Annotated in this window: 12 protein-coding genes; 5 read left to right on the plus strand and 7 right to left on the minus strand. The window is 47.2% G+C overall.

What is annotated here, in order from left to right; all coding sequences use genetic code 11:
- Positions 1-190: 190 nt before the first annotated feature.
- Entirely contained in the window at positions 191-835 is a 645-nt protein-coding gene (locus S7335_RS12700) for a CPP1-like family protein (protein WP_006454523.1), read from the plus strand.
- A gap of 111 nt (positions 836-946) precedes the next feature.
- Here the strand turns inward: S7335_RS12700 and hppD are convergent, their stop codons facing one another.
- Entirely contained in the window at positions 947-2,110 is a 1,164-nt protein-coding gene (hppD, locus tag S7335_RS12705; protein ID WP_006453447.1) for a 4-hydroxyphenylpyruvate dioxygenase, read from the minus strand.
- Positions 2,111-2,216: 106 nt separating this feature from the next.
- On the opposite strand from hppD, the gene S7335_RS12710 reads away from it, so the two are divergent.
- The 3 genes from S7335_RS12710 to S7335_RS12720 all read left to right on the plus strand — a co-directional run bounded on the left by S7335_RS12710 (position 2,217) and on the right by S7335_RS12720 (position 3,962).
- Positions 2,217-2,600, plus strand: a complete 384-nt coding sequence (locus S7335_RS12710; protein ID WP_006453675.1) for a septal ring lytic transglycosylase RlpA family protein — start codon at positions 2,217-2,219, stop codon at positions 2,598-2,600.
- Between the two features lie 208 nt (positions 2,601-2,808).
- Complete coding sequence (locus S7335_RS12715) at positions 2,809-3,552, plus strand: 16S rRNA (uracil(1498)-N(3))-methyltransferase (protein ID WP_006454767.1); 744 nt, start codon at positions 2,809-2,811, stop codon at positions 3,550-3,552.
- 134 nt (positions 3,553-3,686) lie between these two features.
- The gene (locus S7335_RS12720) at positions 3,687-3,962 is read left to right on the plus strand and encodes a helix-turn-helix transcriptional regulator (protein WP_006455678.1); all 276 of its coding nucleotides are present in this window, start codon (positions 3,687-3,689) and stop codon (positions 3,960-3,962) included.
- A 298-nt stretch (positions 3,963-4,260) separates the two neighbouring features.
- Here the strand turns inward: S7335_RS12720 and opcA are convergent, their stop codons facing one another.
- From opcA to S7335_RS12750, 6 genes are all read right to left on the minus strand, one after another.
- Entirely contained in the window at positions 4,261-5,586 is a 1,326-nt protein-coding gene (opcA, locus tag S7335_RS12725; protein ID WP_006456562.1) for a glucose-6-phosphate dehydrogenase assembly protein OpcA, read from the minus strand.
- A 112-nt stretch (positions 5,587-5,698) separates the two neighbouring features.
- Positions 5,699-7,234 (minus strand): glucose-6-phosphate dehydrogenase, encoded by a 1,536-nt coding sequence (gene zwf / locus S7335_RS12730; RefSeq protein WP_038016189.1) that lies wholly within the window; start codon positions 7,232-7,234, stop codon positions 5,699-5,701.
- Positions 7,235-7,291: 57 nt separating this feature from the next.
- Positions 7,292-8,359, minus strand: coding sequence for a class 1 fructose-bisphosphatase (gene fbp / locus S7335_RS12735; RefSeq protein WP_006454243.1), 1,068 nt, complete (start codon positions 8,357-8,359; stop codon positions 7,292-7,294).
- 560 nt (positions 8,360-8,919) lie between these two features.
- Positions 8,920-10,281: a bifunctional UDP-N-acetylglucosamine diphosphorylase/glucosamine-1-phosphate N-acetyltransferase GlmU gene (gene glmU / locus S7335_RS12740; protein ID WP_006457168.1), complete on the minus strand. Its 1,362-nt coding sequence runs from the start codon at positions 10,279-10,281 to the stop codon at positions 8,920-8,922.
- 184 nt (positions 10,282-10,465) lie between these two features.
- Entirely contained in the window at positions 10,466-10,858 is a 393-nt protein-coding gene (locus tag S7335_RS12745; RefSeq protein WP_038018184.1) for a RidA family protein, read from the minus strand.
- Positions 10,859-11,170: 312 nt separating this feature from the next.
- Positions 11,171-11,653: an NUDIX hydrolase gene (locus S7335_RS12750; RefSeq protein WP_006456738.1), complete on the minus strand. Its 483-nt coding sequence runs from the start codon at positions 11,651-11,653 to the stop codon at positions 11,171-11,173.
- A gap of 84 nt (positions 11,654-11,737) precedes the next feature.
- Here S7335_RS12750 and malQ point away from each other — a divergent pair, with 84 nt between their 5' ends.
- Positions 11,738-13,252 carry a 4-alpha-glucanotransferase gene (malQ, locus tag S7335_RS12755; protein WP_006454101.1) on the plus strand — a complete coding sequence of 505 codons (1,515 nt, stop codon included), beginning with the start codon at positions 11,738-11,740 and terminating at the stop codon, positions 13,250-13,252.
- The last annotated feature ends 113 nt before the right edge of the window (positions 13,253-13,365 follow it).

A 13,365-nucleotide genomic window follows, 5' to 3' on the forward strand; every position in this document is an offset into this window, starting at 1 on the left:
CGTTTCAGCCTGTCTCCCGCTACACTGTTAATTATGTATATTTTAAGTAAGAATATTTTCTTGACAAAAGGAGTCTTTTCAGTAAGTTTCTAGCGATAAGGTCGGATGAACGAAGTCTATCGCATGATTTACCGTTAGGTTTTCGCCATTATACTTTATATAGATTACTAGGCCGATTCGGAGGTTGGGCATGAGCGAACAAAACGTTCACTATGAAACGTTAGGACTGACGGAAGCATCCTCATTTGAGGAGGTTCAGTCTGCTCGCGCACAGTTAGTAACCGCGTGTAAGGATGATCCTAAAAGGCAACAGGAAGTCGAGGCAGCCTACGACGCAATTTTAATGGAGAAGTTGAGGTTACGTCGAGAGGGCAAGATTAAAGTACCTGATAGAATTCGGTTCCCCGAAGATCAAACTCGTTCTAAACCGTCCCTTCCTACTTTTGGAGGAAATAGCGAAAGGCTTAGACCACAGTGGTTTTCAGACTTGCTAGACCAGCCTGAAAGTAGTGGGGAACTGCTTTGGCCGTCGGTTATCTTTGCTAGCCTAGTGGGTTTAGCTTGGTTTTTGCAGTCGGATGAGGCTGTGGGTGCTTCTGTGGCTTTGGCACTGGGTCTGATGGCAGCGGTTTATTTTTTGAATCAGAAGACCCGAAAGCTTTGGCGCTCGGTGGGACTCTCTACTCTGAGCCTGATTGTTGGGCTATGCTTAGGGCTTCTAGTCGCACAGATCTTAAGGGGTCAAGGAACGATGTTGCCAGCTAGCCAAGTTTCCTCTCTTTCTACGAGTATTACGCTAGCGGTGCTGTGGTTTGTTACGGGTTTCCTGAGATAGGCTTTGCAGCCATAGTCTGAAATCCTGCTGACTACAAGCTTGCTAGAAACTGGCTATGTGGGTAGAAACTAAGCGAACAAGAGGACGGTTCTTTGAAAGGGACGGTCCTTTTTACTTGCAAGGTTCGTCCTTATCCGGCAACCCTTCTCTTTCTAGCTGAGAGCGCTCAATCGCCTCAAACAGCGCCTGAAAATTTCCTTCTCCAAATCCTTTGACAGCTTTTAGTTGACCGTTTTCTATATAACCGCGCCGCTCAATGATTTCGAAGAAGAAAGTAGGTTCCTCAAAAATAGGTTGAGTGAATGTCTGTAGTAGCAAGCCTTGCTGTCCGCCTTGGGGCCAGTCGATTAGAAGCTGCTGCCGGCTAATTGCAGAAAGGTCTTTGATTGGGCAATCCTGACGCTGATGAAGGCTGTCGTAGTAGGTGGAAGGTACGTCAAGCAAGTTGAGTCCTTGCGCTCTGAAGTGAGCGATCGCATCTACCGCATTTCCACTTCGCAGAGCCACATGCTGTACGCCTGCTCCCCGATTGTGTAGTAAAAATTCTTGAATTTGAGAATTTGGCGAGCTTGGCTCATTAATCGGTAGCTGTAAAGGGCCGTCAGGATGAACGAGCACTTGGCTGTGTAGACCTGAACGGGCAGTCTGGATATCAAATTGCTGTCCTAATACCATACCAAATACCTCTTGATACCAGCCGGCAGCCGCATGCAATTCGTCTTGTGGCACGTTGATTACGACATGGTCGATATCAGAAAGTTTAGGCTCTGATCTAAACCCTGATACTAAGGCTATCGAGTCTGGTAGCTCCGTATGTTTTTGTGCCGCAGTCCACTGGCTGGAGACTTCCACTAAGGTGTGGCGTAGATGCGCCCAGCCGTTGATCTGACACTGGCGTTGGCCCGACTCGTCATAAGTGACTGGCTCTAATAGCCTTGCGCCCCCATCTAGAGCTTGTCTTAGAACTGCGTCAAAATTTTTAGTTGCAAAAGCAATATCTACCAGTCCTGACGGATGTTGTTCCAAGTAGCTCTCTACTGGACAAGGATCCCTATCAGCGCGATTGAAGCAACTAGTTCGAACCGGAGCAGAGAGTCGGATTTCTATATTACCTTGCCTTAAAGTCTCGTAGGGCTGAATACATGGATATCTAAAGCCCTCTGAATGCTCGAAAGGCGAGTTTTTTGAAGACGAGTTGAATGATAGCTTTTGGCTAAACCACTTCTGCCAAGCCTCGGTATCTTGTACATAGAAGTGCAGATGGTGAAAGTACATAGCCTTTTAATCGTGTCCTAGCCTATCGCAAGCGTTTGAGCTTGCGTTGCATTGAATTGCATCCCTTGGCATAATAGCTGCGATAATTGATAAAAGGGGTTTTCCGATGGGTTACTTTAAGTCTCTAGATGGCCTGAGTAGCTCTGTTTTTGTCTGTGTCGGCATCGGAGTGATGCTATTGACCATACCGTATCGGGTTCAAGCTGAGCCTATGCCTGTCAGCTGGTACGGCCCTGGTTTTGACGGAAACTATACGGCAAATGGTGAAGTCTTTGATCGATACGCCCACACGGCGGCTCACCCAAGCTGGCCGTTTGGTACGCTGGTACAGCTCACAAACTACACCACTGGCGCGGTCGTAATTGTTAGGATTAATGACCGTTCTGGTGGTGTTCTAGATCTTTCAGAGCAAGCCGCTCGCGATCTAGGGACCTATCGCGCTGGAGTCGCTTCTGTAGATGTTGAAATCGTTCGATGGGGCACAGAATAAAGCTGACAAACTATGAGTTTTCCTAAAAAATCATCTAGATTAGAGTTCGTCTGGTTGAAAGCTCTGATAGAGTCCTAGTCTCATCAAATAGATCGAGGCTGATATCTAAAGAATACGACGGCAGCTTACTACTGCTGTTATAGCGCTAAATACAATAGTCACCGAAAGACAGTCACTGTCCTTATCCCTGATACTTCCCTTGTTTCATATGGTTCAGCGAATAACGGTAACCGCGAACCAACTTAAAGAAGAGTGCTTGCTCTTAACATCGGAGCAGATACATTATTTACGCCGGGTGCTGCGGCTAAATTCAGGCGATCGCTTCATCGCTCAAGACGGTAGAGGGAAGCAATGGCTAGTGATGCTGAGCGATCAAGTAGACCAAGCGTCTATCGAGCAGGTTATCTCTGCTGACTTATCGGCTGTTGGGCCAGCTACTGGGCCGCTTCGTTTAGCGGCGGCCTTGCCTAAAGGAAATAGTTTCGACCAGGTAGTGCGTCAGGCAACGGAGTTAGGCGTCACGCATATCTATCCGCTCATGAGCGATCGCACCCTACTTAATCCTAGCGCTAGCCGGTTAACCCGCTGGCATCGCATTGCTCAAGAAGCCTCGGAACAATGCGAACGAGCTACCACTCCCGAAATTTTCTCCCCTACTACTCTTCAACAGTTCGTGATTGAGTCTAATTGGTCAGGGATACGATATATCTGCGCGACTAGGCAGAACAGTCCTCATCTTCTATCAAAAATTCAGCATGATCTAGTATCCGTAGGTTCACATGATGTCACATTACTCGTAGGCCCAGAAGGTGGGTGGACACCTGGCGAAATTACGGTTGCTACGGACAGTGGCTATGAGATTGTCTCTTTAGGAACAGCAATTTTACGGGCAGTTACTGCCTCTGTGACCGCACTATCTCTAGTCGGTGCAGCTAAAGAACTACTGATATAACTTGATTTCATCGTATATGCTCGGATGGCCAAACTGATTTAGCTTGTTTAAGCTTCTAGTATCCAGCAGCACATAGAAATTTTCTTTTGCTTAGGGACTAGAGCTACCTCCAAGTCAAACTCAAAGCACTCAAAATGGCAAAATCATCAGATCCTGTTTTTTCTGGTTTCCACGCATTATCTGAGCCAATTCGTATCCAAGTGATTGAGCTTTTGCAAGAGCGAGAGTTCTGTGTCGGTGATATGTGCGATCGCCTCGGTATTGCCCAGTCTAAACTTTCATTTCATCTCAAAACGTTAAAAGAAGCAGGGCTAGTCAATGCTCGTCAGCAAGGTCGATGGATGTATTACAGCCTCAACTGTGATAGATTTCATGTCCTCGAAGGCTATCTCAGTAGCTACGGCCACTGATAAAGAGAACTATCAGCGAGCGATTACGTAAGCTAGTTGACATAGTATCTGGTCAACATAGTAGCTTGACTCTTCGCTAACCAAGTAGTCAGCTTTAGCTACTAAAATATCTGCCGAAGTAGCTAAAGCAGGTTATCGACTCCAACTATCATCTAGTGATAATCAATCTTGCTCAAGAGCATCTTGATAGATTTAGCATCTTTGCTACCTAACCGCTACATAACCAATTACGTCTTTATTTGCATCTTCCCTTACCTAGTTGAGACGCAAGGGTCGTTGACTATAGTTCCTTTGTGCCTTAATTCGTCAGCTCCAATATGCTAGAGGTTACAGCCAGACTCTCTTCGAACAGTACATCTTCGCCCCAGCTCTGTAGCTGCTGCTCTAATAAAAGATCTGAGCGTTGATCAGAAAGTGATGTGACTTCTTCTACCAAACTGCTCTGGGCGCTACCGCCAGACTCCATTCGCATACAACCCGCTGTTTTAGAGCACAAGATAGTATTACAGTTGGCATCATGGTTAGTTGATTCCAAACGTACACCCGTGAGATCCCCAAGAATCTCTCCTGGATTAGCTACTGGAATAGCCGCTAGCTCTGCCTGAATTTCCCGACCGCTCTCACTTTCAAAGCTAATTCGCTTCAAGTCGTAATCGCCTCCCTCATTTTCGTAAGCAACGGGCTGCCAGTTTAATCGACTTGCCAACCAGCCCAGAAACATTAATGCCTGTGCCGGATTCCCTTTTTCATAATCGATCCCAACGCGATCAACTTCAGTGATAGCCATACGTCGTTCTGGTGGATCAAACGCCTCAGCGGTTAGCTCTTGCCAAGGTGCTAAGCGATACCAATTCAGGTCTGCAATGTTTGTGCGCTCGTTCACTAAGGTCTGAATTTTTAGAATTTCGGACTCCGCGTCACCGTAATAACTCGAATCCAAAATTAAGCAGCTGCTAGCGAGTGCCAGTTTTTGAAACAATATTTGTTCAGGATTTGGCGTTGCTTTCCACCAGATGAACTTAGGCAAATCTGAAACGACCAAAGAATTAACTAGATCGCTTACTCGTTCTAACGCTTCTTTAGTACCTCGCAGCGTAATGTACTCACAGCACACCAGATTGCTACTATGACTTTTTTGCACCGGGCAATAAGCTGATACTTGAGCACTAACGCCTTCGTCGTCACCAAAGGTAGGACATAGTGTAATAACGCGACAGGGGTTTTGGGCTGCTAACGAATTAAAGCTATAGCCACGAACGTCTTCATTCTTAAACTGGGGGCGTCCAGCAGGCAACTGACGCACTTCCGATCTTAGGCGTGCTAGCGTTTCGGTATCAACTTGCCCACTCAGCCTTAGTCCAAAGTCTTGTTGCGCCGCTAGGATTGCTTCTCTAGTATCGTTCCCGTGAGAACCGTCGATTTCACCTGCATAGAAACCTAGTGATGCCAGTAGCTGTTGAATTTCATCCGGCTCATAGACCACAAGTGTGAATGTTGTCGCTCTAGTGGCGACTGGCGCAGAGCCGCCATCGTTTTGAACGCGCCAGATATTACGTAGCTCCGTTTCAATCTCGTCAAGAGAGATATCTTTTGGTTTTTGTAGTGCTAGAAGAGAAGTTGCCATTGTTGTTTATTGAAGTGGTATTGCAGGAAGTAGTCTCGTACCTAGATTATGTAGAATAACGATTCTAGAAGAAAGTAGCTTCGAAGATTGTGGCTTTTCACACCATCAGAATCTACAGCCTCCTCCAGCGGCGATTGGTTTTGTTTAGCAGCAGCTCTGCCTCAATTGGCCCCCAGGTACCAGCTTCATACATAGCAATACTATCGGCTGGGGCCGGAGCATCCCACACCTCTAGCAGGGGAGTTAATACCCGCCAAGATTGTTCTACCTCATCTCCACGAGTGAATAGCGTTTGATCACCTAGCATCGCATCTACAAGTAAGCGGCTATAGGCATCCGTACTTGGTTTGCCAAAGGCTGCGTCGTACCGAAAGTCCATATCTACAGAACGCGTTCTGAGCGAAGAGCCCGGCGTCTTTACTTCAAACCGCATCGCGACCCCTTCGTTAGGCTGAATCCTCAGAGCTAAAATATTAGTATTCATCTGTTTAGCAGCTGATTGAAACATCAGATGAGGAACTGTTTTGAAGTGGATAGAGATTTCGGAAACTTTCTTAGGCAGACGTTTGCCAGTCCGTAAGTAAAAGGGAACGCCTTGCCAGCGCCAGTTATCGACTCGTAGCTCTAAGGCAGCAAAGGTATTATTGGTAGATTCTTTAGGTGCATCCTCTTCACTCCGATAGCCAGGTACCTCTTTTCCCTTCATCCAACCCGAAGAATACTGGCCTCGAACGGCGCACTGAGATAGGTCGGCATCGTTGGCCAACCTAGTTGCCTGTAATACTTTCACCTTCTCATTGCGGATGCTAACTGCATCGAGCGAGTTGGGAGTCTCCATTGCAGTTAGGCAAAAAAGCTGCATCAGGTGATTTTGTACCATATCGCGAATTGCGCCTGCTGTTTCGTAGTAGCCTGCGCGCCCTTCAAGTCCAACAGTTTCAGCTACGGTGATTTGGACATGATCGACAAACTGACGGTTCCATAAGGGCTCAAAAATGGCATTAGCAAAGCGAAAGACCAGCAGGTTTTGTACGGTCTCTTTCCCTAGGTAGTGATCGATCCGATAGATCTGCTCTTCTTTGCAGACATTGCGTACTTTGTAATTGAGCGACTGAGCAGAAGCAAGATCTCTACCGAAGGGTTTTTCAATGACGAGTCTTTGTTTACTAGGGTCGGCTAGCATACCCGCACCCCCTAACTGTTGAGCGGCCTCTGCAAAGAATCGAGGTGCGACAGAAAGGTAGAAGGTACGGTTGCCCTGAGTGTTCCTCTTCTCATCTAGCTCTGCTAAAAACTGCTTTAGTCGCTGATAGTCTTCTGGCTTGTCGATATTACCAGGACAGTAAAATAATCCCTGAGCAAACTTATCCCAAATTGTCTGATTGCTATCATCGATACCCTCACCGAACTCTCGCACACCTTCTTCCATGTGCTCTCTAAAAAATTCGTGACTCCACTCGCGTCTAGCGACACCAACAATAGTTAGTTCAGGGGGTAAACGGCGCTCTAACCTCATCTGAAACAAGGCAGGAACGAGTTTTCTCTGAGTAAGATCACCTGAAGCGCCAAATATAACTAGGATCTGAGGAGCCGGAATTTTGTCGTGTTGGAGTCCGACGCGAAGGGGGTTTTCGAGGAGAGAGACCATAGTGCACAAGTAAAAAGATAACAGAATTTGAAAGCCAAGGGTGGATGTAACTAAGTGTTAGGCCACGCCGCTAGGGATAGAGGGGCGTTCTATCTTATGATCTTGGATAAAAGACTCTACAAGCTGAACGTCCTCTTTGCTGCCAATGATCAGAGGGGTGCGCATGTGAAGTTGATCAGGCACAAAGTCTAGAACTGCTTGCTCCCCAGTTGTCGCTTTGCCACCTGCTTGTTCGGCAAGGAAGGCTAGGGGGGCGGACTCGTAGAGCAGTCTAAGTTTGCCCTGCGGATTTTTAATGGTGCCAGGATAGAGGAAAACACCACCCTGCATTAAGACACGATGGAAGTCACCCACAAGAGCACCGCTGTAGCGGCCACTGTAGCCTTCGTGTCGGTGCATGTAACGAATGTAGTCGCGGTAGGGATCATCCCACTGCCAAAAGTTTCCTTCGTTAACACTGTAGTTGGAGCCGTGCTGAGGGATCTGAATATTTTCACTGGCTAGAATAAACTCTCCCAAGCTGGGATCAAGCGTAAACGCATGCACCCCTTTGCCAATGGAGTAAACAAGCACGGTGCTAGGTCCATAGAGGATGTAGCCTGCAGCAACTTGATTGCGCCCATGAGTAAGCAAGTCGTTACCAGTTTGGTCAAAGTCATCTCCGACCTGACGGCGCACAGCAAAAATAGAGCCAACGTTGAGGTTGATATCCACATTTGAAGAACCATCAATCGGATCGTAGAGTAGCGTATAGCGACTGAGTGGGCAGTTCTCGGGCATGTAGTAGATTTCTTCCATCTCCTCAGAAACCAGTCGGCAAACTAGGCCGCTTTGCTCAAAGACAGAAACGAAGACATCGTTGGCATACACATCCATCTTTTTGACGGATTCACCTTGCACGTTGGTGCGACCAGTAAAGCCTAAAGCATCTTCTACCAAGCCAGCGCGGGTAAGCCGGCGGGCGACAAGCTTTCCGGCGAAGGCAATTCGATTCATCAAAGCGCTGAGGTCCTGTGCATCTGGACCAAAGCTTTGAAGCTGCTGCAGAACATGTTGAGATAGTGTCATGCTATCTCTTCCGATTGCACCGCCCACTCTAGGCTGATAAGTCTGTGCGTTTGTCATTCAAAACATCCTCTTCATCTTCAGCCAGGTAGATTGAGCCTAAGTTAAGTTAGGTTTTCCCATCTACATACTAAGAAAACAAAATGGGTTAGGAAATCAACCTTTAGATCAACTATAGAAAGCGTCTTTAATAGATAGTTTTCTTTACAGAAACGCTCATAAACTCATTGATCTCTAAGGTTTTGTAGCTTTGCGTAACTTTAGTACTGCTACGGCTTTTTTCATTGTTTTATTAACTGGAATTCAACAATGTCGGCAAAGTACTATATTTGGGTGGTAGAGGGTAGCAAGATATACTGAAATCATAGACGTATGGAACTATCCAACGTGTTGCCACTGATCATTATTGAATCATCATCAAGTAGTTATCGCGCTTGGATATGGTAGTTAGATATTTCAGATAGCAAAGAAAAGCCCACCAAGAGCTAGGCATGCATCCTTACTTTACTACACGAATCAAGTTGCTAGTGGTGTCAGACTCAAACGCTTAGTTCAAACGCCACTTTCAAAATGCAGCTCTGTACATCTCTAAGTGCATCTTTGATACAACGTGAGGAATTCTATCTAAGATACTTTGGTTTCCAACCAGGAATAGACTTTTGAGGAGTCCGGGTGAAAACGAGACAGTCAGGTTCTACGTCTTTGGTAAGGACTGAGCCAGCGCCAATGGTAACGTCTTCACCGACAGTGATTGGAGCCACTAGGCAGCTGTTCGCCCCTGTTTTAGTGCGATCGCCCAGTACAGTTTTGTGCTTATTTTTGCCGTCATAGTTCACCGTGATTGTTCCTGCCCCAACGTTCACCTGACTGCCTAGCTCAGCATCACCAATGTAAGAGAGATGTGCTGCATTGCTCTTAGCTCCTACAGTCGATTTCTTGATCTCGACAAAGTTGCCAATTCGACAATTCTCTCCGATCTCGGCTTGACCACGTAGATGTGCAAAGGGTCCAATCCGGCCACCTGGGTTTATTTTACTGTCGGTAACAACAGAATGAACAACTGTTGTATTCTCACCAATAGTGCTGTTTTCGATCAGGCTGCCTGGTCCAATTCGACAGCCTGTGCCAATCTCGGAATGTCCCCGCAGGTTAGTTTGCGGCTCAATAATTACATCAGGCGCTATAGTGACTGCAGCATCGATAGTGATGCTCTCAGGGTTAATTAACGTGACTCCCGAAAGTAGCAGGTCGTCTTTGATGCGTTTTTGCATTACCGCTTCTGCTTCCGCCAACTGTTTGCGGTTGTTAATGCCGGCAATTTCTGCAGGTGAGGCATCAACAGCCATTACAGGAGAAAGATCCTTAATCACGTCAGTAAGATAGTACTCTTGCTGGTCATTGTCTGCCTTGAGATGTGGCAAAATAGTCATCAGAGCTGACCAGCTAAAGCAGTAAATACCTGCGTTGATGCGATTATTTTCTCTTTGTTTGTTTGTACAATCTCGATGTTCAATAATCTCTTGAACAATGAGTCTATCGTCACAGAACACTCTGCCATAGCCTGTCGGATCTTCTATCTGCGCGGTCAAGATAGTAGCTGCATTTCCACGTTCTATATGGGTCTCAACCATGTTTTTGATGGTTTCTGGCTTGAGTAGTGGCACGTCACCATTGAGCACTAGCAGATTTCCTGTAAAGCCCTCTAGGGAAGGGATTACCTGCTGCACAGCGTGGCCTGTGCCTAGCTGCTCGGTTTGCATAGCAAATTCCAAATTAGGAACAGCAGCTAAAGTTGTCTTCACTTGCTCGGCGGCGTAGCCCACAATCGCGATCTTACGTGTAGGGTTTACCAGGCTAGTACTGGCGATGACGTTTTCTACTAGGGTTAAGCCGCTAAGACGATGAAGCACTTTGGGTAAGGATGAGCGCATTCGGGTACCTTTGCCGGCTGCTAGAATCGCGATCGCAAGTGAATCAGTCATACTTCCCTTCTTACGTTTTCTCTATGAGTCAAGGCTAATCATTCGCAAGCGTGGCCATGAAAATCGTGTATTTGCTCGCTTGTATAGTAGGTGTGAATTACTTGTATATAAGTGTGAATGTATTAGCTGTGGGGATCTATTGCCCTAGAGCTTATAAACTATCTATTCACACTAGTCACAAATACTATTTAGTCACCATAGCGATACAGTCGATCTCCACTAACACATCTTTTGGTAGCCGCGCTACTTCCACACAAGCTCTAGCGGGCCCAGTCTCACTATCAAAATGCTTTGCGTACACTTCGTTCATAGCACCAAAGTCATTCATATCTTTTAAGAACACGGTCGTCTTGACCACTTGAGAAAAGTCTGAGCCTGCCGCTTCGACAACAGCCGCTAAATTTTGTAGAGACTTTTCAGTTTGCTCGCCGATAGCCGATCCTACTAACTTTCCAGTTTTAGCATCTAGGGGAATCTGCCCAGCTACGAAAAGCATTGCGCCAGAAGCTACGATGCCTTGGTTATAAGGCCCAACAGGGGCGGGGGCTTGGTCGGTCTGAATAATTTTTCGCACGATTTCTATACACTCTCTGTTCTCTAGGGTCTTTGGAGCCACCACTTAGTATGGACGCACACTGATCAAGCTAAGTTGCTATGTCAAGGACCACGGAACAATTCTAAGGGGTTGAGTGTGATTTGACGCCAAGTTAAGCCAGCATAAATTTGTGACAGCATGATGACGGCGTTGAATTAGCTCCTAACCAAAGCTCTCCATTGATTGTGGACACTGATTGCAGACACAATCTATTGCAGACATATCCGGTTGCAGGTCATCCTCGATGGTTACTACAACCAACTTGTCACCGAGTTGGTCATCTAGATCGATTATCTAGAGCGACAGTCTAGGCCGGTGGCCGTAGTGCCGATAGCACCAGTAGTCTTGTAGGATCTTGGAGTGATCAAAGCATAAATCTAAAGGTACTTCCCACGGATTGAAGATTCTTAGGCTCTTAGCATCATCCTGGGCAGTTGGCTGACCTATAGCAGTAGCGATGAAGACAATACTAAGCGTGTGTTTACGTTCGTCCCTAGTAGGAGCAGAATATACCTGGAACTGCTCAATGAGCCTAACAGATAGATCAGTTTCTTCTTTGGCCTCTCTTGTAGCGGCTGTTTCTACTGACTCACCGTAGTCTACAAATCCACCAGGTAGAGCCCATCCATAAGGCTGGTTGAGTCGTTCAATCAAGATAATGGGCCGATGGGGACGGTCGATCATTTCAATGATTAGATCGACTGTGGGCGCGGGATTTTTGTGGGCCATAACCGCAGCGGTAAGAACAGTTTTATAGGGTTCCTGACATTCTCTCATCCATCCTTCACAGTTCTTTCAAAAAGCAGAGTTTTGCTGATATCTACCCGTGATAGAGTCTGAGCAATCCTTACAAACTACCTAATGTCTTTTCCTAGAGCTAGCGGCATTTTGCTACATCCCACCTCACTCCCGGGCCGTTTCGGTATTGGAGAGCTAGGTCGACATGCGTATGAATTCGTTGACTTTCTAGAAGAGACCCAGCAGACGCTATGGCAGATCTTGCCGCTCGGCCCAACAGGACATGGGAATTCCCCCTACATGTCTTACTCAGCGATGGCGGGAAACCCTATGCTGATCAGCTTAGACAAGGTGCATGAGGAAGGACTGCTGCATACTGATGAGCTAATGCCATCTCAGCACTTTCCGGCCGATACCGTGGACTATGACAAGGTCAGCGCCTTCAAGCTATCGCTGTTGGGAAGGGCAGCGGAGCGCTTCAAACAGGCCGCTAGTGAAGAGATAAAAGCTGCGTTCAGCCAGTTTAGAGTAGAGCAGGCTAGCTGGCTAGATGATTATGCGCTGTTCATGGCTCTTAAGGGGGCAAACGGTGGGGTACCGTGGTCTGAGTGGGAGGATTCTGTAGCGGGCCGCGATGCTGATGCGCTCAACCGTGCCCGCGTCGATCTGGCGACCGACATTTTCTTTCATGAGTACATGCAGTTCGAGTTTTATCGACAGTGGTGTGCGCTCAAGAGCTACGCCAACAGGCGCGGTATCCAGATTGTGGGCGATATGCCTATCTATGTCGCGCACGACAGCGCTGATGTGTGGGCGTATCCTCAGAAATTTATGCTAGATCCAGAAACGCGAAGGCCCTCTCAAATGGCAGGAGTGCCACCGGATTATTTTAGCGAGACAGGGCAGCTCTGGGGCAATCCTACCTACAATTGGGAAGTCATGCAGGCGGATGGCTTTGACTGGTGGATGCGGCGAATCCAGTCACTGTTAGGCTTTGTCGATTTGATTCGGATTGACCACTTCAGAGGATTTGAAGCATTTTGGGCAGTCCCTGAAGGCCATGACACAGCGATGCATGGCGAGTGGATAAAAGCCCCAGGGGTAGAGTTCTTTGAGAAGGTGGAAGCAAACTTGGGTCAGCTCCCTTTCTTGGCAGAGGATCTAGGTTTGATTGATGAGGCGGTTGAGGCGTTGCGCGATCGCTTCGATTTCCCGGGTATGAAGATTCTTCAGTTTGCTTTTGGCTCAGACCACCTAAATCCTTATCTGCCATACAACGTTGATCGAAACTCGCTGATTTATACCGGTACCCATGACAACGACACTACTGTTGGCTGGTATCAAAATGCTCCTGACTTTGAGAAACAAAGAATAGCGACTTACCTAGGGGCTTTTGAACCTATCTCTGTTCACTGGTCTATTATTCGTTTGGCTTTAAGTTCCATTGCGAATCAGGCAGTCATCCCTATGCAAGACATCTTGGGCTTAGGTTCTCAAGCTCGGATGAATACACCGGGCGTGGGTGAAGGTAACTGGGGCTGGCGCTATTCAGAGGCTATGCTCACGCAAACTATCAAGACCTATCTGAAAGAACTCACTGAGCTTTACGGACGAGCGCGCGATCAGCCTTCGACTTAGGCTGTTCTTTGTTCGGCAGGGGCACTGTCCGTTTCGGATGATTTTGCGGGTGTGACTTTGTTTGCATGACTTCAAGAATTATCAGCGACCGGATCACCCGAACCAGAAAACCG

The organism is Synechococcus sp. PCC 7335, from assembly GCF_000155595.1.
Taxonomy (GTDB): domain Bacteria; phylum Cyanobacteriota; class Cyanobacteriia; order Phormidesmidales; family Phormidesmidaceae; genus Phormidesmis.

Coding starts and splice junctions, on each gene's coding strand:
- S7335_RS12700 (WP_006454523.1), top strand. CDS start 191: ATGAGCGAACAAAACGTTCACTATGAAACGTTAGGACTGACGGAAGCA.
- hppD (WP_006453447.1), bottom strand. CDS start 2,110: ATGTACTTTCACCATCTGCACTTCTATGTACAAGATACCGAGGCTTGG.
- S7335_RS12710 (WP_006453675.1), top strand. CDS start 2,217: ATGGGTTACTTTAAGTCTCTAGATGGCCTGAGTAGCTCTGTTTTTGTC.
- S7335_RS12715 (WP_006454767.1), top strand. CDS start 2,809: ATGGTTCAGCGAATAACGGTAACCGCGAACCAACTTAAAGAAGAGTGC.
- S7335_RS12720 (WP_006455678.1), top strand. CDS start 3,687: ATGGCAAAATCATCAGATCCTGTTTTTTCTGGTTTCCACGCATTATCT.
- opcA (WP_006456562.1), bottom strand. CDS start 5,586: ATGGCAACTTCTCTTCTAGCACTACAAAAACCAAAAGATATCTCTCTT.
- zwf (WP_038016189.1), bottom strand. CDS start 7,234: ATGGTCTCTCTCCTCGAAAACCCCCTTCGCGTCGGACTCCAACACGAC.
- fbp (WP_006454243.1), bottom strand. CDS start 8,359: ATGACAAACGCACAGACTTATCAGCCTAGAGTGGGCGGTGCAATCGGA.
- glmU (WP_006457168.1), bottom strand. CDS start 10,281: ATGACTGATTCACTTGCGATCGCGATTCTAGCAGCCGGCAAAGGTACC.
- S7335_RS12750 (WP_006456738.1), bottom strand. CDS start 11,653: ATGAGAGAATGTCAGGAACCCTATAAAACTGTTCTTACCGCTGCGGTT.
- malQ (WP_006454101.1), top strand. CDS start 11,738: ATGTCTTTTCCTAGAGCTAGCGGCATTTTGCTACATCCCACCTCACTC.